This is a genomic window from Labrys monachus, assembly GCF_030814655.1.
GTDB lineage: Bacteria > Pseudomonadota > Alphaproteobacteria > Rhizobiales > Labraceae > Labrys > Labrys monacha.
Map to the genome: position 1 here is coordinate 5774034 of NZ_JAUSVK010000001.1, position 22196 is coordinate 5796229.

The following is a 22196-nucleotide window of genomic DNA, read 5'->3' on the forward strand; positions in this document are numbered from 1 at the left end:
CGGGGAGAGCCAGTGCCGCGTATTCTCGACATGGCGAACGTCTCGAAGGCGTTCCTCGGTGTCACCGTTCTCTCTGACGTCTCGCTCTCGCTCGACGAGGGCGAGGTTCTGGGCATCGTCGGCGAGAACGGTGCCGGCAAGTCGACGCTGATGAAGGTCCTGGCCGGCATCTACCAGCCGGACCAGGGCACCATCCGGCTCGGCACCGCCGCGTTCTCGCCGCAGAACCCGCGCCAGGCCCTGGAGGCGGGCATCATCGTCGTCCACCAGGAACTGAGCCTCTTCCCGGACCAGAGCGTGGCGGAGAACATCTTCGCCGGCACGCTGCCCCGCACCGGCCTCGGCACGGTGCGGTCCGGCGCGCTGATGCAGCAGGCCCGCGCCGTGCTCGCGCAGGTCGGCCTCGACATCCCGCCCTCCGCCAAGATCCGCTCGCTGTCCCTCGCCCAGCGCCAGCTCGTCGAGATCGGCCGCGCCTTGTCGCGCAAGGCCCGCGTCATCGTCATGGACGAGCCGACGGCGACGCTGACCAGCCATGAGGTGGAAAGCCTCTTCGGCACCGTCGCCAAGCTGAAGGCGCAGGGCGTCGGCATCATCTTCATCAGCCATCACCTCGACGAGGTGTTCAAGGTCTCCGACCGCATCGCCGTGATGCGCGACGGGCGCTGCGTCGACACGCGCGCGACGCCCCAATGGACCGAGGAGACCATGGTGCAGGCCATGGTCAACCGGCCAATCGACAGCTTCTTTCCCAAGCAGGACATTACGCTCGGCCCGTCCCTCCTGGACGTGGAAGGGCTTTCGAGCGCCGGCCATTTCGACGGGGTCAGCTTCACCGTGCGCGCCGGCGAGATCTACGGCCTCGCCGGCCTGGTCGGCGCCGGCCGGACCGAAGTGCTGAAGGCGCTGTTCGGGGCGTTGCCGATCTCCGCCGGCCGCATCCGGGTCGCGGGCGAGGCCTATCGGCCGCATTCGCCGCGCCGCTCGCTGCGCAGCGGCATCGTGCTCACGCCGGAAGACCGCAAGCTCGAAGGCCTGGTGCTGGCGTTCTCCATCCGCCAGAACATCGCCATGTCCACCCTTAATGCGCTGTCCTGGCTCGGCATCATGTCCGCGCGCAAGGTGCAGAGACTGGCGGAGACCTCGATCCGCAACCTGCGCATCCGGGCGACATCGGCGGGCCAGGAGGTCCGGCGCCTGTCCGGCGGCAACCAGCAGAAGGTGGTGCTGGCGCGGGCGATCAGTGTGGCACCGCGCATCTTCCTGCTCGACGAGCCGACCCGCGGCGTCGACGTCGGCGCCAAGGTCGAGGTCTACACGCTGATCGGCGAACTCGCCGCCCGCGGTGCGGCCGTCGTCATCGTCTCCTCGGACATGCTCGAGCTTCTCGGCCTGTGCGACCGCATCGGCGTGCTGCGCGCCGGGCGGCTGGCAGGGGAAGTCGAGCGCCCTCAATTCAGCCAGGACCGCATCATGTCCCTGGCCGCGGTCGGATAAACAGCATGGTCACAAACGAAGCCCCGCCGGCGGCCAGCCGGAAGAGACCGCGCCTCCTCGGCGGCGACATGAGCGAGATCGCGATCATCGTGGTCTTCCTCGCGATCGTGCTCTATCTGTCGTTCACGACCTCGTCCTTCCTGTCGACGCCCAACATCATGTCGATCCTGGTGGCGAGCTCGCTGATCGCCATCGTCGCCTGCGGCCAGACCTTCGTGATCATCACCGGCGGCATCGACCTGTCCTCGGGCTCGGTGGTGGCGCTTTCGGGGGTGCTGACCGGCCTCGCGCTCCATGCCAATGTGCCGATCCCGGCCGCCGTCCTGCTCGGCATCCTGGTCGGGCTCGCCTGCGGGCTCTTCAACGGGTTTTCGGTCACCTATCTCAACATGAACCCGTTCATCGTCACCCTGGCGGCGATGGCGATGGCACGCGGCCTCGCCTTCATCATCCCCAACGGGCAGACGGTGTTCGGCTTCGACGATGCCTTCGACGCCATCGGCGGCGGGCTCGTCGGCTATCTGCCGATCGCCGGCCTGGTGGCGGCGGCCGCACTCGTCATCGGCGCCTTCGTCCTCACCAAGACGGTGTTCGGCCGCGAGGTCTATTCGGTCGGCGGCAACCGCGAGGCGGCGGTGATGGCGGGCATCCCCGTCCGGCGCACGCTGATGCTCGTCTATCTCATCTCCGGCGGCCTCGCCGGCCTCGGCGGCATCATCCTCACGGGCCGGCTCGATTCGGCCCAGCCGATCGCCGCCAACGGCCTCGAACTCAACGCCATCGCCGCGGTGGTCATCGGCGGCGCCTCGCTGTTCGGCGGCCGCGGCAGCATGCTCGGCACCATCCTGGGCGTGCTGCTGATCGGCGTGATCAACAACGGCCTCACCCTCAACAATGTCGAGCCGTTCTGGGTGCAGTTCATCCAGGGCGCGGTGATCTTCCTCGCCGTCCTCTTCGATTCGCTCAACCAGCGCCGCCGCAGCGGCTGAGCCCCGCGAAAGATGCGATCACCGATCGCCCCTCTCGGCAGCGGGGAGCCCGCCGCCGGGAGGCCGGTCGACCGGTGATCGACCCTCCCTGCGAGCCCGCACGAGCGGCAGCATCTGCCGAAGGACGTCGTCGCGGTCCCAGAAATGGTGCTTCAGGGCCGCGAGGACATGCAGCGCCACCAGCCCCAGCAGCACCCAGGCGAGGCGGTGATGCAGGGTCTTCATCGTCTCCGACAGGCCATAATCCGGCGCGATCAGGTTCGGCACGGCGAGGCCGCCCGGCAGTTCGACCGGCAGCGGCAGGGGTGAGGACGAGATCATCACATAGCCCGAAAGGGTGATCGCCAAGATCATCAGATAGAGCACGACATGGACCGTCCGGCTGAGGAGGCGCTCATGCCCCGGCATCGTCGCGGGCGGCGACGGCGCGACGGCGAAGAGCCGCCACGCCGTCCGCAGCGCGAGGAGCAGGAAGACGAACGCGCCGCAGGTCTTGTGCAGCTGGTAGAGCTCGAAGCGCCGGCCCGGATCCTCGACGAACTCGACCATGACGAGCCCGAGGCCGAGCATGAACAGGATCAGCGCCGCCGACAGCCAGTGCAGCGCCTGCCCGGCCGGGCTCCAGCGCCGGCGCGGCGAAAGGGTGGTCATTCGGCCAGGGCCTGCGTCGTGACGACGAGCGCCACGTCGTTGCTGATGGCGGGGAAGCCCGCACTCATGTTGAAGGCCAGCCGATGGATCGTGCCCGTCGCGCGGAAGCCGAGGCGGGCGCTGGCGCCGGCGGCGCCTTCGACCTCGACGTCGATGGTCAGCGGCCGCGTGACGCCGCGCAGGGTCAGGTTGCCGGTGACGCGCGCATGGCGGTCATCGACCTTCTCCACCTTGGTGGATTCGAAGGCGATGGTCGGGAAGCGGGCGGCATCGAAGAAAGCGTCCGTGCGCAGATAGTCGTCGAAGGACGGCGAGCCGACGTCGACCGACTTGGCGGCGACATGGAAGGAGACGTGGCTCGACTCGGGATGGTCGAAGTCGATGGCGATGCGGCCTTCGAAGTCGCGGAAACGACCCTTGGTCTGCGGCCAGCCGACGCCGTCGACCACGAAGCCGATCGAGGTCTGGCCCGGGTCGATGCGCCATTTGCGCTGGGCGGCGACGGCCGGCACGGCGGCATGAGCGAGGAACAGCGCCGCCAGGGCGGCGCTGAGGAGGGGGCGGGGGCCCATCGGCTTCGGTTTCATCATGGCGGTGTTCCTTCGGGGCGGGCGGAGCCGGCATGGCGCCCATGCCGCCCAGCGCTGTGGTCGGGAGCAGAACACATGAGCAGGACGATTATTCGGCGCATGAGCGGACGAAATCACCTCGATCGAGGCCGTTTGCCGGTCCGATCACTCTGTCGTGATGTTCCGCCGCGCCGTTCTTCCCGGACGGGGGGCCGCCCCGGCCGGGTCTGGGCCGTCTTTGCTTCGATTTCGGGCCTCGGCCCCACCTTGTCGCGGTCCCGCGCCCGACGACAAGCGTAGTCGATCAATTCTATTTGAACCAAGCCTTCTTCGGGCTGTGGGACATCTCGGCTGCTTTTCGCCCTCGGGGACGGCCTCCGCCGTGCCCGCGGGCCTCATTCCGGGAGAACGACAATGAAGATCACATCGGCCCTCGGCGCCATCGGCGTCGCCGCCTTGCTGGCCGCCATCCCCGCGCAGGCGGTCCTGGCGCAGGTCAAGACCGTGCGCGTGCGCGGCACCGTCGTCAGCCTGGAGGGGCCTGCACTGACGGTGAAGACCCGCGAGGGCGACACCGTCGCCGTCACGCTGAAGCCCGGCTGGAAGGTCACCGGCGTCGCCAGGGCCGCGGTCGAGGCGATCAAGCCGGGCGACTTCGTCGGCGTCGCGTCCCTGCCGACAGCGGCCGGCGGCGACGGCGCCGTCGAAGTGCTGGTCTTCCCCGCCGCGATGAAGGGCACGGGCGAAGGCAGCTATCCCTGGGACCTCCAGCCTGGCAGCACGATGACGAACGCCACCGTCGCCAACGCCGTGGCGGACGTCCACGGCCGCACGCTCACCCTGACCTATCAGGGCGGGCAGAAGACCGTCACGATCGCGCAGGGCACGCCCGTCGTGACCTTCGCGCCGGCGACGCCGGACGACCTCAAGCCGGGCGCCACGGTGTTCGTTCCCGCCGAAGCGGGCGCGGGCTCGGCCCTGAGCGCCGGCTTCGTCGTCGTCGGCACCCATGGCGTCGCGCCGCCGATGTGACGGGGTGCAGCCCCTCGTGCCGGACTGGAGGCGCGATAAGCGGCGGACGGAGGCGGCGAATCGCCTATGCTGCCCGAAGCGGGAGCGTCCGTGTGGCGCTCCAGGCCTGAACGGGCGTTCCGCGTCCATCGCTCCCCGCACGACACCCAGGACCAGACGGCATGTGGCAGCCGACGCCCTTCTACCCCGACCCGGCGGTGCAGATCCTGCATCCCTCCTTCGAGAAATACCGCCATCCGCTGGCGGCGGTGGAGCGCCTGTACACCGGCTGCCGCTGGGCCGAAGGGCCGGTATGGTTCGGCGATGCGCGATGCCTGCTGTGGAGCGACATCCCGAACAACCGCATCCTGCGCTGGGACGAGGAAACCGGCACGACCGGCATCTACCGCAAGCCCTCCAACTTCGCCAACGGCAATACACGGGACCGGCAGGGCCGCCTCCTCACCTGCGAGCACGGCGCCAGACGGGTGACGCGCACCGAATATGACGGCTCGATCACCGTCCTCCTCGACAGCTTCGAAGGCAAGCGGCTCAATTCGCCCAACGACATCGTGGTCAAGCGCGACGGCTCGATCTGGTTCACCGATCCGCCCTTCGGCATCGACAGCGACTATGAGGGCGGCCGCGCCCAGCCGGAGCTCCCCGCCAATGTCTACCGCATCGACGGCGTCACGGGTGCGGCGAGCGCCGCCGCCGAAGGCATTCGCGGCCCCAACGGCCTCGCCTTCTCCCCGGACGAGCGGACGCTCTACATCGTCGAGGGCCGGGTGTCGCCGCGCCGGATCCTTGCTTTCGACGTCGCCGGCGACGAACTGGCCGGACGGCGCACTTTCCTGACCGCCGACGACGGCGGCGCCCTCGACGGCTTTCGCGTCGACGAGGACGGCAATCTGTGGTGCGGCTGGGGCATGGGCCGTCCCGAGCTCGACGGTGTCGTCGTCTACTCGCCCGAAGGCCAGAGGATCGGACGCATCCAATTGCCCGAGCGCTGCGCCAATCTGTGCTTCGGCGGCCCCCACCGCAACCGGCTGTTCATGGCGGCGAGCCAGTCGGTCTATGCCCTCTATGTCAATACGAGGGGCTGCGCGTGAGGCGGCAGGCGGTGACGCTCCCCACGGAGACATGACGCAGGAGGATATCGCATGGCAGAACGGCATCAGGACCGGGATCAAGAGGACGGCATGCGCGTGACGGACCGGACGGAGCCCGTCGACGTCGTCTTCCTCGACAGGGCGACGCTGCCCGAGGAGACCCGGGTGCGGCCGCTCGGCTTCGCCCACCGCCTCGTGGTGCATGAGAGCACCACGCCGGCCGAGGTCGCCGAACGGATCGCCGGTGCGCAGATCGTCATCACCAACAAGGCGCCGATCCGGGCGGAGGCGATCGCCGCCGCGCCCCGCCTGCGCCTCGTCGCGGTCGCCGCCACCGGCACCGACGTCGTCGACCTCGCGGCCTGCGCAGCGCGGGGCGTCAGCGTGTGCAACATCCGCAACTACGCCGTGCACACCGTGCCCGAGCACACTTTCGCCCTGATCCTGGCACTGCGCCGGAGCATCCTCGCCTATCGGGACTCGGTGAGGAACGGGCGCTGGCAGGAATCGGGCCAATTCTGCTTCTTCGATCATCCGATCCACGATCTCGCCGGCGCTACCCTCGGCATCATCGGCGACGGCGTGCTCGGCCGGTCGGTCGCCGACATCGGCAAGGCGTTCGGGATGCGCGTCCTGTTCGCCGCCTACAAGGGCAGCGCGGGCATGGGGCCGCTCTATACCGCGTTCGAGGACGTGCTGGCGCAGAGCGACGTCATCACCCTGCATTCGCCGCTGATGCCGTCGACCCGCAACATGATCGGCGCGGCGGAGTTCGCGGCCATGGCGCGCCGCCCCCTTCTGATCAACACCGCCCGCGGCGGCCTCGTCGACGAGCAGGCCCTGCACGACGCCCTGGTCGGCGGGCAGATCGCCGGCGCCGGCTTCGACGTGGTGACGGCGGAGCCGCCGCCGGCCGATCACGTGATGATGCGCCTGCTGGGCTTGCCGAATTTCATCCTGACGCCGCATGTCGCCTGGTCGAGCCGCGAAGCCATCCAGGGGCTCGCCGACCAACTGATCGAGAACATCGAATTGTTCATGCAGGGCACGCCGCGCCACCTCGTCGGCGGCTGACGGCGGCCGGCAACGCGAATGCCGGACCGGCCTATCGCCGGCGCGTCATGCGGAGATCGGCGGCATCGCCGAAGGGAAGGTCGATGCAATGCCAGGATGCAGGCTCGTTGCCGCCGGGGGCAGCTTCCTCCCGGTGGATCGTCCTGACGAGGTCGTGCGGCGATTCACCGACCACCCAGTAATGTCCGTCGCGGGTGAAGATGCATTTGACCAGGTCGCTGCCCTGGAGTGAATATTCATAGACATCATGCCGAAAGGACGGGCCGATATAAGTCCATACTTCGCCGTCGCGCGCCTCGAAGCGGGTACCGGCTTGCGCCCTGCTGAGATCGATCGCCACCGTCACCGTCTGCGCTCAGGTGCATGGCCGGCGGCCCAGGCCTGTCCATGCCCTCCGCAGGCGTCTGTGTCGGGAATGCGGCATCGACGACCGTGAGGCGCGCTCAGCACGGCGCCTCTACCGGCCCGCCGAACATTCCCCCCGGCCTCGAACTTGACGTCGAGTTCCGATCTGCTTGGATCGAACATGCAACCGCTCCCCCGATGCGCAGGAGAATTCAGACAACGGTGTGGGTATACCGCCTGACGTCTACTTCATCAACAGCAGAAATCCAAATAGTTTGCGGGGGGAGGATGTACCGCGTCGTCTCTGTTCGAAGAACCCGGAAGAAGGCCCGCTTTCTGCTTGCCTCCCGGGAGCCTTCCTGCAAACGGCGCGGTCGGGAAATCCAATTTTCCGGGATTTCGGACGCGCACTGCGTTGCGGCAAGCAAGATCGGCGGTAAAACGAACGCCGCCCGCGCTATCGCAAGTTCAAACGCCGAACGTTCCGACAGGCCAGCCGCCCCGGCGGCTCGCCGGCGAGATGGCTGTTCGGTGCGCTCCGCACGCTCGACTTTTCCGCCGGGGGACGAATTCTTTCGAGAGCGGAACTCCCTGGAAGAATGCCCCGACCGGGCAGCGCCCCGCGCCTCAGCTCTCAACCTTCTCTTCGGTGTCCGTCTTGCCCCGGAAGCGTTCGATGATGCTGCCGGCAAGACGCGCCGGCCGGTGCGTCGTCGCGTCGAGGCAGCACCAGCTCGATTTCACCTCGGCGAGCACGACTTCGCCGCGCCGGATGATCACTTCGTAAAAGGCCCTCGCCCCATAGACCTTTTCGAGGATCACGGTGGCGACGACGTCGTCGTCGAGGAAGGCGGGCTTGCGATAGACGATCTCGTGCTTCAGCGCGACCCAGGCCAGCCTCTTCACCGCCTCGGCGGGAGCGAAACGCTCCCAATGGCTGACGATCGCAGCCTGCACCCATTTGAGATAGCTGGCATTGTTGACATGACCCATGAAGTCGATGTCGGCCTGCTCGATGCCCACGGCATATTCGTGGGGAAGGGCGGATTGAAACATGGCCGTACGATTTTCCCCTGGAGCTTGCCGGATCGGAAGCAGGCGCAAGCCATAGCCCCCATAGCGGGCAATTGTGCGGCGGAGCACGCCGATCCGTCCAGGCGCGCCCGATAATTGTTCCGGCCGCCATCCTCGCTATCATCGCGCCCGTTTCGACCGGGGCACGGGGACAGGGGAGCGAGCCATGGCCCAGAACATCTACGACACGCCGGACTTTTTTGCCGGCTACAGCCGCCTTGCGCGCTCGGTGTACGGCCTCGACGGGGCGCCGGAATGGCCTTCCATCCGGGCCTTGCTGCCGGACCTCCCGGGCAAGCGCGTCGTCGACCTCGGCTGCGGCTTCGGCTGGTTCGCGCGCTGGGCGCGACGGCAGGGCGCGGCGCATGTGCTCGGCCTCGACCTCTCCGAGAACATGATCGGCCGCGCGCGGGCCGAGACCCGGGACGGCGGCATCGACTACGTCATCGCCGACCTCGAGACGCTGCAGCTGGAGGAAGCCGCCTTCGACTTCGCCTACAGCTCGCTCGCGCTGCATTATATCGAGGATTTCGGGCGGCTGGTCGCCGTGGTGCACCGCGCCCTCGTGGCCGGCGCCCACTTCGTCTTCACCATCGAGCACCCGATCTTCATGGCGCCGGCGAGGCCCGGCTGGGCAGTAGGAGCGGACGGCCGCCGGACATGGCCGGTCGACGGCTATGCGGTGGAGGGCCCGCGCGTGACCGACTGGCTCGCCGAGGGTGTCGTCAAGCAGCACCGGCGGCTCGGCACGACGCTCAACGCGCTGATCGCCGCGGGCTTCGCCATCCGCCATGTCGAGGAGTGGAGCCCCGCCCCGGCGCAACTCGCCGCCCAGCCGGCGCTCGCCGACGAAGTGGAGCGCCCGATGATGCTCCTGGTCTCGGCGCAGCGGTAGCGGCGACGGCCTCCCACCCGCGTCGCGCCGGAGGAACCCTCGCTTGGCATGCCCGTTCCTGTTCGCGGGGGCCGCCGAAGGCCGCCCTGTCCATGAAGGAGGGAACGACATGCCGGTCGACGATCGCAAGCTGGTCATCGAAATGTCCCTGCGCCACCGGGTCTCCGAGAGCGCCGTCAGGGCGTGCCTCGAAGCGCTGCGGCGCAGCGGCGGAACCATGGCCCAGTTCTCCCATCCCGATTTCGGCGGCATGTCCCAGTGGATGCGCGGCGGCATGACGATGGTGGGGAACATGTTCGACAACGGCATGAAGGCGCGTCTCGATGCGCTCGCTTCCGACCTCTGCCAGCGGCTCCCGGAGGCGGGCGACCCGGCCGGTACGCGGTCCGACACCCGCAGCCCTTCGGCGCAGGAGGCCGGCTCGGGCTGGTGGCCTGGCGAGCTGGGAACGCCGGCCTCGGCGGGGCGTCAGAACGCGACGCGCTATGCGATCTTCCCGATGAAGCGGCGCCTGGCGATCGAGGACGGCGGCGTTCTCGCGGTCTACGATACGGGCGACCACGTCATCGCCGGCATCTCCCAGCAGCAGGGCGCCGATACGAGCCTGCGTTTCGCCAGCCAGCACGGGCCTGTCCGCCTCCAGGACCTGAAGAAGATCGCCTGAGGGCGAAGCGGAAGCGTCCGATGCAGGGACGCCGGCCTCTGCGGCCGAGCGGCTGGATTCACGGACTGAAGATCAGCACCACGAACACGAAGAACATCACGAGGTGGACGGCGCCCTCCAGCGTGGTGGTGCGCGAGCCGGAAAAGGTCAGCGTGCTCAGGATCAGCGTTGTGGTGAGCAGCACCATGTTGATCGGGTCGAGACCGAGCGTCACCGTCTGACCGGTGATCAGGCCGATGGCGAGGACGGCGGGAACCGTCAGGCCGAGCGTCGAGGCGACCGCGCCGAGGCACAGGTTGACGGCGCGCTGCAATTCGTTGGCGCTGACCGCACGCAGGGCGGAGATGCCCTCGGGCATGAACACGACGATGGCGATGATGACGCCGCCGAGCGCCGGCGGGGCGCCGACGGCGCCGATGCCGTAATGGAGGATGGCCGCGAGGCTCTTCGACAGGATGACGATCGGCAGGATGCCCGCGAGCAGGAGGACCACGTTGCGCGCCAGCGACGGCAGCGGCGGCGGATCGACCGGCCCGGCCGTCGCGCTCTCGCCCGGCTCGACGAAGAAGTCCTTGTGGCGGCCGGTCTGCAGGACGAGGAAGATGCCGTAGAGCAGGACGGTGAAGAGCGAGAAGAACACGGCCTGCGCCGTGCTCAGCGTGCCTCCCTCCGTCGACACCGTGAAGTTCGGCAGGAGAAGCGCGATCATCGCGAGGGGAATGATGACGGCCAGATAGGCCGACGCGCCCTGCAGGTTGAAGAATTGCTGCTTGTGGCGCAGGCCGCCGAGCAGCAGTCCCAGCCCGACCACGCCGTTGAGCACGATCATCAGCACGGCGAACATGGTGTCGCGCCCGAGCGTGGGAGCGGCCTTCGCCCCCAGCATCACCGCCGAGATCAGCGCAACTTCGATGATGACGATCGACAGCGTGAGCACCAGCGTGCCCAGGGGCTCGCCGAGGCGCTCGGCCATTTCCTCCGCCGCGTGCACGCCGCCGAAGGCGGACCACACGGTGACGCCGAGCAGCCAGAAGAAGACCAGCGCCGACACGGCCGGCCCGCCGGAGCCGGACAGCCAATCCGGGCTGATGAGGAGAAAGAGCGCCACCGTCGCCCAGGCGACGGCGAGGCGGGCCCAGTCCGTGACTTTCATGGATTCACATTCATTCGCAGCATCGTCCTCGCGGCCGCCGGAAACGGCGGCCCCCCGCGACATTGCGCATTCGCGCCGCCGAGATCCAGCGCAAAATCGCGCGGCGGGATCAGGGGGAGGGATCGAGGCGCAGCATGTCGGCGAGGGTGTCGCGCATCGTCGTGCTGGGAATGCCGAACAGGCCGCCATAGGGCCTTTCGAGATCCTGGATCACGAAGATCACGCTGGAGATCGACACCACGCCGATGCCGATCACCACCGCCGCCATGCGCTTGCGCGGGACCTGCAGGCCGAAGCTCAGGAACACCAGCATCAGCCAGATCGTGACGACATTGGAGAACAGGGCCGAATACGGGCCGTGGACGTCCTCGATCACCGTCCAGCGGCTGGTCTGGACACCGCCATAGACGGCCCGGCAGCGCGCCGCGAGATTGGCATGCAGCGCATCCGCGGGGGCGAGCGCATCGATCGCCACGCCCGCCTTGTTCATGAGGGCGCCGAGGGTGGCGCTCTCGCCGCGAAGCGGCATGCCGGCGGTGTCGGGATAGGAGACCGCCTGCGGCCGCGGCTCGTCGGGCCATGTGCTGGCGACGACCGCCGCCGTATAGGCGCGCAGCAGCGCCCGTGCCCCTTCCGCTTCCGGCCCGTAATTGCGCAGGCACTGGTCGAGCCGGGCGAGTTCGGCGGCATCGATGCCACGGTCGCGATAGGCGGTGTCGAAGCTCGTCTTCACCGAGGAGAGCTGAAGGCTGAGCATGACCGCGACGAACGTCACCAGCAGGCTGGTGACGAGCCGGATCGCCTCGATGTTCTGGTCGGACAGATGGGTCTCCGGCAGCCATCTGCGCAGCACCGAGCCGAAGATCGCGCTCACGCTCAACAGGCCGCAAAACATCAGCGCCGACAAAGCCTGTGCGATGAGCCGCCCCCGATTCAGACGAAGGGATGACCATGCCGCCGGAACGAACCGCCCTCGTTCAGCGCCGGGAACGACGATGCGTCAGCCAGGCCACATCCAGCCGATGGGCACGCAATGAAGACGGCCCCGCCTCCGCTGTCGCGAATCGGGGCGTCCGCAAGCCGCCGGGACGACGTTCAGCACCAGACGATATCGCAGCTGATGCTCGAATCGAAACTATGGCGCGCCGGCGCCGCAGCGGCGCGAGCCGGCACGGCGTTGCGTGGAAGCGCGCGCCAATCCATCACCGTGTCGATGCCCAGGATGGCAAAGACGAGCACGGCGAGAAAACCGGTGATCATTTCACTGAGATCCATGACGTACCTCCTAGTCCGGCTCTTGAACGGCCGGCTAATCAGGGAATTTTCCCTTCGACATGAACACGCAAATCTTGCGCCTGTTCCGCTTCTTCTTCAAGAGGTAAATATAGTATTCGACGTGCTGCCCCGGCAGGCGTCGGCTGGAAGCGGCCGGCCGGCTGAAGACCGGCAGGCCGCCTCAATTTCCATGGGCCCCTGCATTCCGCCCTATGAAAGGCGAGCCTTCCGTTCTAACTACGCGGCGATGGCCTTCCCGCTTGCATACCGTGCCGACCATGGCGCCTGAACCGTCGGCCGGACGCGCCGCGGCGGCCAGGCCCGGACCTTCCGCGGCGCTCGTCACCGTGATCTCGATTGCGACGGGCGCGCTCGTCGCCAACCTCTATTACGCCCAGCCGCTGATCGCCTCGATCGCACCCGAGATCGGCATCCGCCCCGATCTGGCGGGATCGGTGGTCGGCGTCACCCAGATCGGCTATGGCGTCGGGCTGTTCCTGCTGGTCTCGCTCGCCGATCTCGTCGAGAACCGCCGCCTCGTCCTGACGACGCTGTCGCTGACCATCTGCGGGCTGGTCGGCGTCGCCGTCTCGACCGCGGCGCTTCCCTTCTTCGCCGCCTCCTTCCTGATCGGCCTGTGCTCGACCGGCGCGCAGGTGCTCCTGCCTTTCGTCGCCCATCTCGTGCCGCAGGAGCGGCGCGGGCGGGTGGTCGGCAACATCATGGCCGGCGTGCTGACGGGGATCATGCTGGCCCGGCCGGCCTCGCTCTTCATCGCCGCCAGCTTCGGCTGGCGCACCGTGTTCTGGTGCTCCGCCGGGCTGATGGCGGCGATCGGCATCCTGCTGTCGCGGCTGATGCCGCGGCATGCGCCCCGCGGCGGCATGCATTACGGGCAGGTGCTGCTGTCGATGGCGGGGCTGTTCCGCGACATGCCCGTCCTGCGGCGGCGCGCGCTGTACCAGGCCCTGATGTTCGCCGGCTTCAACATGTTCTGGACCGCGGCCCCGCTCATGCTGGCGGCCCGCTTCGGCCTGGGAGAACACGCCGTCGGCCTGTTCGCGCTCGCCGGCGCCGGCGGGGCGCTCGCCGCCCCGGTCGCGGGACGCCTCGCCGATCGCGGGCTGATCCGCCCGGCGACGGCCGGCGCCATGGCGGCACTCGGCCTCGCCTTCTATGCCACCGGCCCCGCCGTCGCCGCCATGGCGCTCGCGCCGCTGGTCGTGCTCACCCTCCTCATCGACGCGGCCGTCCAGACCAACCAAGTCGTCAGCCAGCGCATCATCTTCTCGGTGCCAAGCGAGATACGCGGGCGCGTCAACGCGATCTACATGACGATCAACTTCATGGGCGGCGCCGCCGGCTCGATCCTGGGCGCGCTGACCTATCATCGCGGCGGCTGGACGATGACCGCCGACGCGGGCGCCGCCCTCGGCCTGCTGCTGCTCGCCTTGTTCGCGGCGGAGGGGCTCAGCGCGCGCAGGCGGCGCGGCTGAGGACGCCGGCCCGAGGACCGGCCGACGCTCCACGTCGGCGATGGACAATCCACACGGCCTGAAGAACGAGCGGACCGGGCCGCCGCCGCGGAACTGTGCCGGCCGGGTACCGGACTGCTGCAGCGCAGCATGCATTTCCTTTGACCGCCGCCCCGATCGGCGCTAGCGTCCGTTTCGTCCTGGTATCATAGGTATACCAAAATGCATGCAGCGATCCGGCGGCGCAAGCTGTACGAGGAAGTGGCCGACGACCTGGAACGGATGATCCAGGACGGCCAGTATGCGCAGGCCGATCTCCTGCCTTCCGAACGGGACCTGATGCGGCATTACGGCGTGGGGCGGCCGGCGATCCGCGAGGCGCTCTTCCACCTGCGCAAGATGGGGCTCGTGCAGATCCGCTCCGGCGAGCGCGCCCGCGTCAGCCGACCGACGCCCGAATTCGTCATCGGCGCCCTCTCCGGCACGGCGCGCCACATGCTGGCGGCTCCCGGCGGCGTCGAGGAGTTCCAGGACGCCCGCGCCTTCTTCGAGGGCGGCCTCGCCCGCCATGCGGCCGCCTTCGCCACCGATGACGACATCGCCGAATTCGAGGCGGCGCTCGCCGCCAACCATGCGGCCATCGGCGACCTCAAGCGCTTCCGCGAGACGGACGTCGCCTTCCACTATGTGCTGGCGGTGATCCCCGGCAATTCGATCTTCACCGCGATCCACGCCGCGCTCGCCGACTGGCTGCTGGAACAGCGCGAGACGACCTTGGGGCCGGCGCACGATCCCGCCCTCTACGACACGATCTACGAGGCCCACAGGGCCATCTTCGAGGGCGTCGCCTCGCGCGATCCCGACCGGGCCGAGGCGGCGATGCGCAGCCATCTCGACTATATCGCACGGCGCTACAAGACGATCGTCGAGGGCCGGTAATGGGGAGCTATGTCGTCATCGTCGATTTTCGCGTGAAGCCCGGCGCCCTCGCGGCGTTCCGCCGGCTGATCGACGCCAATGCCCGCGCCTCGGTGCAGGCCGAGCCGGGCTGCCGGCGCTTCGACGTCGTCGAGCCGGAGAACGAGGCGGACCGCGTGCTCCTCTACGAGATCTATGCCGACCGGGCCGCCTTCGAGGCCCATATGCGCACCGACCATTTCCTCAGCTTCGACGCCGACAGCGCCGGGCTGGTGGCGGCCAAAACGATAACGACCGGCGACCTCGTCTGCGAGGGATCGGTCTGATTTCAAACGATCCGACCCGCGCGAAGAAGCGGGCGGAGGACGGGAAGGAAACGGGAATGACGGAGCACGGTCTCAAGGCCATGGCGCAGACGCGAGCGCCGAAATTCGGGCATTTCATCCTCGAATTCGCGACGCCCGGCATCGGCCACATCCTGAAATCGGCGGGATGCGACTTCGCCTTCCTCGACATGGAGCATTCGGGCTTCCATTTCGAGACGGTCAAGAGCGTGCTGCGCTATTTCGAGGCCGCCGACCTGCCGACGCTGGTGCGCACGCCGTCCAAGGCCTACCACCATATCGCCCGCGCCATGGACATGGGCGCGGAGGGCATCATGCCGCCGATGGTGGGCACGGCGCAGGAGGCGCGCGACATCGTGCAGGCGATGAAATACCACCCCGAGGGCGGCCGCGGCGTCGCGCTCCAGATCGCGCATGACCGGTACCGGCCCGGCACCGTCGCCGACAAGTTCAGCGCCGCCAATGCCCGCTCGACCTTCTTCTGCCTGATCGAGACGGCGGAAGGGGTCGAGAATGTCGACGAGATCGCCGCCGTCGACGGCGTCGACTGCCTGTGGATCGGCCATTTCGACCTCTCGGTTTCGCTCGGCATTCCAGGCCAGTTCGAGAATGCGGCGTTCAAGGCCGCGGTCGACAAGACGATCGCCGCCGCCAAGCGCAACGGCAAGGCGCTCGGCCGCCTGGTGCCGACGGTCGAGGCGGGCATCGCGCTCTATGGCGAGGGCTTCGACTTCATCTGCTATGCGGGCGATGTCTGGGTGCTGCACAACGCCCTTGCGGAGGCGGTGTCGCGCCTGCGCCAGGGCACCGGGAACCAGAGGATCTGACGCCATGGCCCAGCCTTTTCGTGTCGCCATCTCCGGGGATTTCAGGAAAGCGGACGGCTCGCCGACCTATCCGGACTTCGACCTCGATCCGTTGCGGCAGGCCCCCGGGGTGGAGGCCGTCTTCCTGGAACCGGCCAATCCGCTGCGGGCCGACCAGCTCGAGGATTTCGACGCCCTGATCCTGCTCGCCCACCGCTTCGACGCCGGGAGCGTGCCGAAGAGCGGCCGCCTCGCGGTGATCGCCCGCTTCGGCGTCGGCTACGACACCGTGGATGTCGAGGCCTGCACGCAGGCCGGCATCGCCCTCGTCATCACGCCCGACGGCGTGCGCCGGCCGGTGGCGGTGTCGATCGTCACCCTCATGCTGGCCCTGACCGGCAAGCTGACGATCAAGGACCGGCTGACGCGCGAGGCCGCGGCGGGCTTTGCCCGGCGCTCCGACCATATGGGCGTCGGCCTCGTCGGGCGCACGATCGGTTCCCTCGGCATCGGCAATATCGGCGCGGAACTGTTCCGGCTGCTGCAGCCCTTCGACATGAAGTTCATCGCGCATGATCCCTTCGCCGACAAGGCGGTCGCCGCCGAGCTCGGCATCGAGCTGGTCGGGCTGGAAGACGTCTTCCGGCGTGCCGACATCGTGTCGGTCAGCTGTCCGCTGACGCCGCAGACGCACCACCTCGTCAATGCCGAGCGCCTCGCTCTGATGAAGCCGACCGCCTACCTGATCAACACGGCGCGCGGACCGATCGTCGACCAGAAGGCGCTGACGGCGGCACTGCAGGCGGGACGCATCGCGGGCGCCGGGCTCGACGTGCTCGAACAGGAGCCGCCCGAGCCGGACGATCCGATCCTCAAGCTCGACAACGTCATCCTCTCGCCCCACGCGCTGTGCTGGACCGACCAATGCTTTGCCGGCAACGGAAAGGCCGACATCGCGGCCGTGATCGAGGTCCAGCACGGCCGGACGCCGCGCGCCGTCGTCAACCGCACCGTGCTGGAGACGCCGGCCTGGCAGCGGAAGCTGGCGGCGTTCGCCAGCCGGTGAGGGGTAGGGGCCGGCTGCGCCCCGCCATCGCATTATCGTGGGAGGGAGCGCCGCCCCTCACCTCTATCCTCTCCCCGCAAGCGGGGCGAGGGGGACATCAGCGTCGCGACAGGCCGGCAACATTCACGTCCCGCAGCCTGCTTTTCGGGAACGCGACGCCGGCCATCCCTTCTCCCCGCATGCGGGGAGAAGGGCAGGATGAGGGGCTGCTCGACCGACATGGTCGGTTGCGCGAAAGCCCCCGTAAATAATCCCGGGCGCCCCAGCAGAAGAAGGCCTCGACCGAAGCGCCCTCGGGACGAGACCACAGGGAGGAACAACATGAACGAGCGTGAAAGGCGTGACTTCGAAGCCGGTCTTGCCGAGGAGGTCGATGCGTGGCTGTCCGGCCGCCCGACGCGGCGGACCTTCATCACCCGGCTCGGCCAGATGATGGGCATGCTGCCGCTCGCCGGGCTGGCGCTGCCGGCCTGGACGAGCGAGGCCGTCGCGGCCGCCGCCCTCGACCTCGCCGACGCCTCGACGCCGCTCGGCAAGGCGCAGGCCGCGGCCCTCAAGGCTTCGACCGAGGGGCCGGCCGACGGCTCGGCCTTCCGGGCGGTCGCCGCCGCCAAGCAATATTCGGGCGTCAGCCTGAGCATGACCTTCGAGGCCGGCCTGCAGGCGCTCGACCAGCGCAATTTCTCCGGCCCCGTCTGGGAGCAGCTCACCGGCATCAAGTCCAACGTGGTCGAGCTGTCCCATCCGGACCAGTATTCCAAGCCGGTCGCCGAGCACATCGCCGCCTCCGGCGCCTATGACATCCTCGACATCGAGCCGGCCTGGACCCCGTCCCTCGCCGATGGCGGCGTGATCGCGCCGCTGGACGACTACATCGCCAAATACATGAACAAGGCCGATTTCGAGGACTATCACCCCCTCTACAAGGCCCTGCCGACCTATAAGGGCAAGATCTGGGGCTTCTTCGACGACGGCGACATGCTCGCCCTCTATTATCGCAAGGACATCTTCGCCGATCCCAAGCTCAAGGATGCCTACGCCAAGAAGTTCAACAAGCCGCTGGAGGTGCCGAAGACATGGGAGGACTATGCCGAGGTCGCCCAGTTCATCTCGGACCAGCTCGCGCCCAACGTCTACGGCGCCGGCCATTTCCGCAAGGCCGGCAGCCCCGGCAACCAGTATGATTTCATGCAGCAGTTCCGCGCCAACAAGGGCGTGCTGTTCGATGCCGACATGAAGGCGCAGCTCGCCTCGCCCCAGGGCATCAAGACGCTGGAGAACATGCTCGCCGCCAACAAGGCCTCGATCCCCGGCAACAACGAACTCGACGCGGTGTCGCTATGGGCCGCCTTCCTGCAGGGCAAGGTGGCGATGATCTATTCCTGGCCGCCGACCGGGCGCATGGCCGCGAACTATTCCCAGAGCGCCAAGGCGATCAACTTCATCCCGCAATCCTCGGTCGCCGGCAAGGTCGGCTATGCGGTCATGCCGGGCGGCCATCCCGAGCATGCCACCGGCTACAACAAGGCGCTGGCGGCCGATTCCGCCAATGCCGAGGCCGCCTATCTGTTCATGCAGTGGGCGACGTCGCCGCCGGTGTCGCTGGCGCGCACCATGCTGCCCTATTCGCTGCGCGACCCCTACCGGCTGTCGCATTTCAAGTCGGATCTCTATCGTTCGCTGTGGCCGGACGCGAAGGACTATCTCATCAACCTCAACAACTCGGCCAATGTCGGCCTGCTCGACATGATCATGCCCGGCTGGCAGGACTACGCCCTGTCGCTCGACCGCATGTGCTCTTCGGTCTGGGCCGGCACCGACCCGAAGGAGGCGCTCCAGACCGCCGCCGCCGAATGGGACCAGACGACGGAGCGGCTCGGCGTCGACAGCCAGAAGGCGGCCTTCGCCGAATACAGCAAGCTGCCCGGCTCCTCGGCCGATCACACGATCGAGACGATGGGCATGGCCGTGAAGATGGACTGAGGGGAACCGCGGGAAGACGTGCGATCTTCCCGCCTGAGATAACGCAGTCCCTCACCTCTATCCTCTCCCCGCATGCGGGGAGAGGGGACTTCCGTGTCGCGACAGGCCTGCAACGTCTTCATCTAGCGGCGGCGTCTTCAAGACGCGACGCCGGCCGTTCCTTCTCCCCACCTATGGGGAGAAGGGCAGGATGAGGGCAGCACGACCGACTGCATCGTCGTCTATATTCCAAGCGAGACCCTCCGATGGCCCCACACACCGGCACCTTGTCCCCGCCCCGCCCGGCCGGTGCCCTCGCGCGCCTGTCAGACTGGAGCGAGCGCCACTTCAAATGGCTGCTCGTCGCGCCCGCCGTCCTGCTCATCCTGGCGCTGTCGGTCTATCCCCTGCTGTTCTCGGTGTGGGTGTCGTTCGTCAATTACGACTTCCAGATTCCCGGCCACGCCTTCGTCGGCCTGAAGAACTTCTCGATGGTGGTGTTCGATCCGGTGGCGCGCTGGTCGCTGGTGCTCACCGTGCTGCTCTCGGCCGCCAATGTCGCCATCGAGTTCGGCCTCGGCCTCGCCTTGGCGCTCGCCATGGTGCGCACCTTCCCGGGGCGCGGCCTGGTGATGTCGATCCTGATCGTGCCGCTGTTCATCAGCCCGGTCATCGTCGGACAGGCCTGGGCCCTCCTGCTGCAGCGCCCCTTCGGGCCGATGGACTATGTCCTCGGCAAGATCGTCGGCCACGACGTGACGATCAGCTGGCTGACGCAGACGCCCTGGCTCTACATCTCGCTGATCCTGGCCGACGTCTGGCAGTGGACGCCGTTCATGTTCGTCATCCTGCTCGCCGGACTGACCTCGATCCCGCCCAATCTCTACGAGGCGGCCGAGCTCGACGGCGTCGACAGCTGGCTCGCCTTCCGCGCCATCACGCTGCCGCAGCTCGGCCCGATGATCCTTTTGGCGATCACCTTCCGCCTGCTCGACGCGATCAAGCTGTTCGACACCATCTTCATCATGACGGCCGGCGGGCCGGGCACGAAGACCTACACCTCGTCCTTCTATCTCTACACCGTCGGCTTCACGCAGTTCCACCTCTCGCAGGCGACGGCGGGAAGCTGGATCTTCCTGATCTTCACCGCGGCGGTGGTCAGCCTGCTGGTCAGGCGCCTCCTCAACACGGAGCCGGCGTGATGGCGAACGCGACACCCCATTGGCGGCGCCGGGGCTCGGCCGGACGGCTCGTCTTCCTCGGCCTGTTCCTGCTCTTCGTGCTCATCCCGCTCTACTGGATGTTCATCACCTCGATCAAGCCGAGCGACGACTATCTCGCCGTGCCACCGGTGTGGTTCCCGTCCGAGCCGACGATCGTGCACTACACGGCGGCGCTGTTCGCCTATCGCGGCCTGCAGGGACTGATCAACAGCCTCGTCATCTCGCTGGCAGCGACGGTATTGTCGGCGCTGTTCGGCACGATGATGGCCTACAGCCTCGCCCGTTTCGGCACCGGCGGCAAGCATCTGTCCTTCTGGGTGCTGTCGCAGCGCTTCCTGCCGCCGATCGCGGTGGTGCTGCCGATCTTCCTGATCTATCGCGGCATCGGCCTGCACGACACCCATCTCGGCATGATCATCGCCTATACCGTGTTCACCCTGCCGGTGACGGTGTGGATGATGTTCGCCTATTTCCGCGGGCTGCCGCGCTCGATGGAGGATGCGGCGCTGGTCGACGGCTGCACCCGCTGGCAGGCCTTCTGGCGCGTCGCCGTGCCGCTCGCCGCGCCGGGCATCGTGGCGGCGGCCGTCTTCGCCTTCATCGCCTGCTGGACCGAATTCTTCTTCGCGCTGATCCTCACCAGCCGGACCGCCTTCACGCTGCCGACGGTGTTCCGCGCCTTTCTCGGATTCCAGGGCGCCCAATATGGCGAGGCGAGCGCCCTCGCCATCGTCTCGCTCGTGCCCTCGATCCTTCTCGGCGTGCTGGCGCAGCGCCACCTCGTGCGTGGGCTGACGCTCGGCGCCGTCAGGGGGTGAGGAATGGCAAATTTGGAATCGCCCGCAATACATGATGCGGCGGCGGCGCCCCTCACCCCTGCCCTCTCCCCGCCAGCGGGGAGAGGGCAGGGGTGAGGGCCAACGCGACCACCCGATCATTTGGAACGATATCCCGCGAGGAGACTCATGGCTGAGGTCAGGATCAGCGCCCTGCACAAGCGCTACGGCAGCTATCATGCCGTGCGCGGCATCGACCTCGCCATTGCCGACGGCGAGTTCACCGTGCTCGTCGGCCCGTCAGGCTGCGGGAAGTCGACGCTGCTGCGCACCATCGCCGGGCTCGAGGACATCACCGAGGGCGAGATCGCCATCGGCGGACGGGTCGTCAACGACATGCGCCCGCGCGACCGCGACGTCGCCATGGTGTTCCAGGACTATGCGCTCTACCCGCATATGCTGGTGGCGCAGAATATCGGCTTCGGGCTGCGGGCGCGCAAGATGCCGAAGCCCGAGATCGAGGAGCGGGTCGGCCGCGCGGCGGCGATGCTCGGCATCACCGCTTTGCTCGGCCGCTATCCGCGCCAGCTCTCCGGCGGCCAGCGCCAGCGCGTCGCCATCGGGCGCGCCATCGTGCGCAACCCGCAGATCTTCCTGTTCGACGAGCCCCTGTCCAACCTCGACGCGCAATTGCGCGACGAGATGCGCGGCGAGATCAAGCGGCTCCACCAGGAGATCGGCACCACGATGATCTACGTCACCCACGACCAGATCGAGGCGATGACGCTGGCCGACCGCATCGTGCTGATGCGCGACGGCGTCATCGAGCAGTCCGGCGCGCCGCTGGCGCTGTTCGAGCGGCCGGCCTCGCGCTTCGTCGCCGGCTTCCTCGGCTCGCCCCAGATGGGCTTCGTGCCGGGCGTGCTGGCGCGCGGGGAGGCCGGCGACGCCGTCGCCTTCCGGGAGGGCGCCCCGGCACGCCTGCCGCTGCCGCCCGGACGGGTTCCCGCCGGCATCGCCGACGCGACGCCGCTGCTGCTCGGCATCCGGCCGGAACATGTGAGCCGTGCCGCCGGCGAAGCGCCGGCGCCGGGCATTGCGCGCATCGACGCCGAGATCGAGCTGCTGCAGCCGACGGGCTCGCGCAGCTTCGCCACCTTCCGGCTCGCCGGCGTGCCGGTCCTCGCCGAATTGCGCGCCCACGACGTCAGCCGGGCCGGCGAGCGGATCGCCCTCGACATCGACCTCGGCCGGATTTCGCTCTTCGACGCCGGCACGGAAAAGGCGTTGTGAAACCGCCGGGCTCGGCGTTGCCCG

General features: G+C 68.2%; 23 protein-coding genes. 16 read left to right on the plus strand and 7 right to left on the minus strand.

All coding sequences use genetic code 11. The annotated features are described in order from the left end of the window. Positions 1-12 precede the first annotated feature (12 nt). Together J3R73_RS26355 and J3R73_RS26360 are read left to right on the plus strand one after the other, a co-directional pair. Entirely contained in the window at positions 13-1497 is a 1485-nt protein-coding gene (locus J3R73_RS26355) for a sugar ABC transporter ATP-binding protein (protein ID WP_307434249.1), read from the plus strand. A 5-nt stretch (positions 1498-1502) separates the two neighbouring features. Then, a complete protein-coding gene (locus J3R73_RS26360; RefSeq protein WP_307434251.1) occupies positions 1503-2486 on the plus strand; it encodes an ABC transporter permease in 984 nt (327 codons plus the stop codon). Between the two features lie 18 nt (positions 2487-2504). Here the strand turns inward: J3R73_RS26360 and J3R73_RS26365 are convergent, their stop codons facing one another. Both J3R73_RS26365 and J3R73_RS26370 read right to left on the minus strand, forming a co-directional pair. Further along, positions 2505-3137, minus strand: coding sequence for a cytochrome b (locus J3R73_RS26365; RefSeq protein WP_307434253.1), 633 nt, complete (start codon positions 3135-3137; stop codon positions 2505-2507). After that, positions 3134-3727, minus strand: a complete 594-nt coding sequence (locus tag J3R73_RS26370) for a YceI family protein (protein ID WP_307434255.1) — start codon at positions 3725-3727, stop codon at positions 3134-3136. Before J3R73_RS26370 ends, J3R73_RS26365 begins: the two co-directional genes overlap by 4 nt. A 393-nt stretch (positions 3728-4120) precedes the next feature. On the opposite strand from J3R73_RS26370, the gene J3R73_RS26375 reads away from it, so the two are divergent. The 3 genes from J3R73_RS26375 (at position 4121) to J3R73_RS26385 (ending at position 6903) form a co-directional block, all read left to right on the plus strand. After that, positions 4121-4738, plus strand: a complete 618-nt coding sequence (locus J3R73_RS26375; RefSeq protein WP_307434257.1) for a hypothetical protein — start codon at positions 4121-4123, stop codon at positions 4736-4738. 161 nt (positions 4739-4899) lie between these two features. Continuing rightward, the gene (locus J3R73_RS26380; RefSeq protein ID WP_307434259.1) at positions 4900-5829 is read left to right on the plus strand and encodes an SMP-30/gluconolactonase/LRE family protein; all 930 of its coding nucleotides are present in this window, start codon (positions 4900-4902) and stop codon (positions 5827-5829) included. Positions 5830-5919: 90 nt separating this feature from the next. Continuing rightward, positions 5920-6903 carry a D-2-hydroxyacid dehydrogenase gene (locus J3R73_RS26385; RefSeq protein ID WP_307437709.1) on the plus strand — a complete coding sequence of 328 codons (984 nt, stop codon included), beginning with the start codon at positions 5920-5922 and terminating at the stop codon, positions 6901-6903. 31 nt (positions 6904-6934) lie between these two features. On the opposite strand, the gene J3R73_RS26390 is transcribed toward J3R73_RS26385, so the two are convergent. Continuing rightward, positions 6935-7249: a hypothetical protein gene (locus J3R73_RS26390; RefSeq protein ID WP_307434261.1), complete on the minus strand. Its 315-nt coding sequence runs from the start codon at positions 7247-7249 to the stop codon at positions 6935-6937. A gap of 626 nt (positions 7250-7875) precedes the next feature. Continuing rightward, positions 7876-8304, minus strand: a complete 429-nt coding sequence (locus J3R73_RS26395; RefSeq protein ID WP_307434263.1) for an acyl-CoA thioesterase — start codon at positions 8302-8304, stop codon at positions 7876-7878. A gap of 184 nt (positions 8305-8488) precedes the next feature. Between J3R73_RS26395 and J3R73_RS26400 the strand changes: the two genes are divergently transcribed. Further along, entirely contained in the window at positions 8489-9217 is a 729-nt protein-coding gene (locus J3R73_RS26400; RefSeq protein WP_307434265.1) for a class I SAM-dependent methyltransferase, read from the plus strand. A gap of 109 nt (positions 9218-9326) precedes the next feature. After that, positions 9327-9881 (plus strand): hypothetical protein, encoded by a 555-nt coding sequence (locus tag J3R73_RS26405; protein ID WP_307434267.1) that lies wholly within the window; start codon positions 9327-9329, stop codon positions 9879-9881. Between the two features lie 58 nt (positions 9882-9939). Here the strand turns inward: J3R73_RS26405 and J3R73_RS26410 are convergent, their stop codons facing one another. The 3 genes from J3R73_RS26410 to J3R73_RS26420 form a co-directional block, all read right to left on the minus strand. Next, positions 9940-11034: a calcium:cation antiporter gene (locus J3R73_RS26410; RefSeq protein WP_307434269.1), complete on the minus strand. Its 1095-nt coding sequence runs from the start codon at positions 11032-11034 to the stop codon at positions 9940-9942. A gap of 109 nt (positions 11035-11143) precedes the next feature. Continuing rightward, positions 11144-11908 carry a bestrophin-like domain gene (locus J3R73_RS26415; RefSeq protein WP_307434271.1) on the minus strand — a complete coding sequence of 255 codons (765 nt, stop codon included), beginning with the start codon at positions 11906-11908 and terminating at the stop codon, positions 11144-11146. A 221-nt stretch (positions 11909-12129) separates the two neighbouring features. Beyond that, positions 12130-12309 (minus strand): hypothetical protein, encoded by a 180-nt coding sequence (locus tag J3R73_RS26420; protein ID WP_307434273.1) that lies wholly within the window; start codon positions 12307-12309, stop codon positions 12130-12132. 278 nt (positions 12310-12587) lie between these two features. Between J3R73_RS26420 and J3R73_RS26425 the strand changes: the two genes are divergently transcribed. The 9 genes from J3R73_RS26425 to J3R73_RS26465 all read left to right on the plus strand — a co-directional run bounded on the left by J3R73_RS26425 (position 12588) and on the right by J3R73_RS26465 (position 22172). Beyond that, on the plus strand, positions 12588-13805 hold the full coding sequence (locus tag J3R73_RS26425; RefSeq protein WP_307434275.1) for an MFS transporter: 1218 nt from the start codon (positions 12588-12590) through the stop codon (positions 13803-13805). A gap of 201 nt (positions 13806-14006) precedes the next feature. Then, positions 14007-14723 (plus strand): transcriptional regulator NanR, encoded by a 717-nt coding sequence (gene nanR, locus J3R73_RS26430; RefSeq protein WP_307434277.1) that lies wholly within the window; start codon positions 14007-14009, stop codon positions 14721-14723. Next, the gene (locus J3R73_RS26435) at positions 14723-15028 is read left to right on the plus strand and encodes a putative quinol monooxygenase (RefSeq protein ID WP_307434279.1); all 306 of its coding nucleotides are present in this window, start codon (positions 14723-14725) and stop codon (positions 15026-15028) included. The genes nanR and J3R73_RS26435 overlap by 1 nt, the downstream gene beginning before the upstream one ends. A 56-nt stretch (positions 15029-15084) precedes the next feature. Continuing rightward, on the plus strand, positions 15085-15873 hold the full coding sequence (locus J3R73_RS26440) for an HpcH/HpaI aldolase family protein (RefSeq protein WP_307434281.1): 789 nt from the start codon (positions 15085-15087) through the stop codon (positions 15871-15873). Positions 15874-15877: 4 nt separating this feature from the next. After that, entirely contained in the window at positions 15878-16918 is a 1041-nt protein-coding gene (locus J3R73_RS26445) for an NAD(P)-dependent oxidoreductase (protein WP_307434283.1), read from the plus strand. A 321-nt stretch (positions 16919-17239) separates the two neighbouring features. Then, positions 17240-18901, plus strand: coding sequence for an extracellular solute-binding protein (locus J3R73_RS26450; RefSeq protein ID WP_307434285.1), 1662 nt, complete (start codon positions 17240-17242; stop codon positions 18899-18901). Positions 18902-19146: 245 nt separating this feature from the next. Next, positions 19147-20082 (plus strand): carbohydrate ABC transporter permease, encoded by a 936-nt coding sequence (locus J3R73_RS26455; protein ID WP_307434287.1) that lies wholly within the window; start codon positions 19147-19149, stop codon positions 20080-20082. Further along, complete coding sequence (locus J3R73_RS26460; protein ID WP_307434289.1) at positions 20082-20921, plus strand: carbohydrate ABC transporter permease; 840 nt, start codon at positions 20082-20084, stop codon at positions 20919-20921. Before J3R73_RS26455 ends, J3R73_RS26460 begins: the two co-directional genes overlap by 1 nt. Positions 20922-21068: 147 nt before the next feature. Further along, entirely contained in the window at positions 21069-22172 is a 1104-nt protein-coding gene (locus tag J3R73_RS26465; RefSeq protein WP_307434291.1) for an ABC transporter ATP-binding protein, read from the plus strand. Positions 22173-22196: the final 24 nt, after the last annotated feature.

Excerpts from the sequence above, each read along its gene's own strand:
- J3R73_RS26360 (WP_307434251.1), top strand. The coding sequence starts at position 1,503 with ATGGTCACAAACGAAGCCCCGCCGGCGGCCAGCCGGAAGAGACCGCGC.
- J3R73_RS26365 (WP_307434253.1), bottom strand. The coding sequence starts at position 3,137 with ATGACCACCCTTTCGCCGCGCCGGCGCTGGAGCCCGGCCGGGCAGGCG.
- J3R73_RS26370 (WP_307434255.1), bottom strand. The coding sequence starts at position 3,727 with ATGATGAAACCGAAGCCGATGGGCCCCCGCCCCCTCCTCAGCGCCGCC.
- J3R73_RS26375 (WP_307434257.1), top strand. The coding sequence starts at position 4,121 with ATGAAGATCACATCGGCCCTCGGCGCCATCGGCGTCGCCGCCTTGCTG.
- J3R73_RS26380 (WP_307434259.1), top strand. The coding sequence starts at position 4,900 with ATGTGGCAGCCGACGCCCTTCTACCCCGACCCGGCGGTGCAGATCCTG.
- J3R73_RS26385 (WP_307437709.1), top strand. The coding sequence starts at position 5,920 with ATGCGCGTGACGGACCGGACGGAGCCCGTCGACGTCGTCTTCCTCGAC.
- J3R73_RS26395 (WP_307434263.1), bottom strand. The coding sequence starts at position 8,304 with ATGTTTCAATCCGCCCTTCCCCACGAATATGCCGTGGGCATCGAGCAG.
- J3R73_RS26400 (WP_307434265.1), top strand. The coding sequence starts at position 8,489 with ATGGCCCAGAACATCTACGACACGCCGGACTTTTTTGCCGGCTACAGC.
- J3R73_RS26405 (WP_307434267.1), top strand. The coding sequence starts at position 9,327 with ATGCCGGTCGACGATCGCAAGCTGGTCATCGAAATGTCCCTGCGCCAC.
- J3R73_RS26410 (WP_307434269.1), bottom strand. The coding sequence starts at position 11,034 with ATGAAAGTCACGGACTGGGCCCGCCTCGCCGTCGCCTGGGCGACGGTG.
- J3R73_RS26420 (WP_307434273.1), bottom strand. The coding sequence starts at position 12,309 with ATGGATCTCAGTGAAATGATCACCGGTTTTCTCGCCGTGCTCGTCTTT.
- J3R73_RS26425 (WP_307434275.1), top strand. The coding sequence starts at position 12,588 with ATGGCGCCTGAACCGTCGGCCGGACGCGCCGCGGCGGCCAGGCCCGGA.
- nanR (WP_307434277.1), top strand. The coding sequence starts at position 14,007 with ATGCATGCAGCGATCCGGCGGCGCAAGCTGTACGAGGAAGTGGCCGAC.
- J3R73_RS26435 (WP_307434279.1), top strand. The coding sequence starts at position 14,723 with ATGGGGAGCTATGTCGTCATCGTCGATTTTCGCGTGAAGCCCGGCGCC.
- J3R73_RS26440 (WP_307434281.1), top strand. The coding sequence starts at position 15,085 with ATGACGGAGCACGGTCTCAAGGCCATGGCGCAGACGCGAGCGCCGAAA.
- J3R73_RS26445 (WP_307434283.1), top strand. The coding sequence starts at position 15,878 with ATGGCCCAGCCTTTTCGTGTCGCCATCTCCGGGGATTTCAGGAAAGCG.
- J3R73_RS26450 (WP_307434285.1), top strand. The coding sequence starts at position 17,240 with ATGAACGAGCGTGAAAGGCGTGACTTCGAAGCCGGTCTTGCCGAGGAG.
- J3R73_RS26455 (WP_307434287.1), top strand. The coding sequence starts at position 19,147 with ATGGCCCCACACACCGGCACCTTGTCCCCGCCCCGCCCGGCCGGTGCC.
- J3R73_RS26460 (WP_307434289.1), top strand. The coding sequence starts at position 20,082 with ATGGCGAACGCGACACCCCATTGGCGGCGCCGGGGCTCGGCCGGACGG.
- J3R73_RS26465 (WP_307434291.1), top strand. The coding sequence starts at position 21,069 with ATGGCTGAGGTCAGGATCAGCGCCCTGCACAAGCGCTACGGCAGCTAT.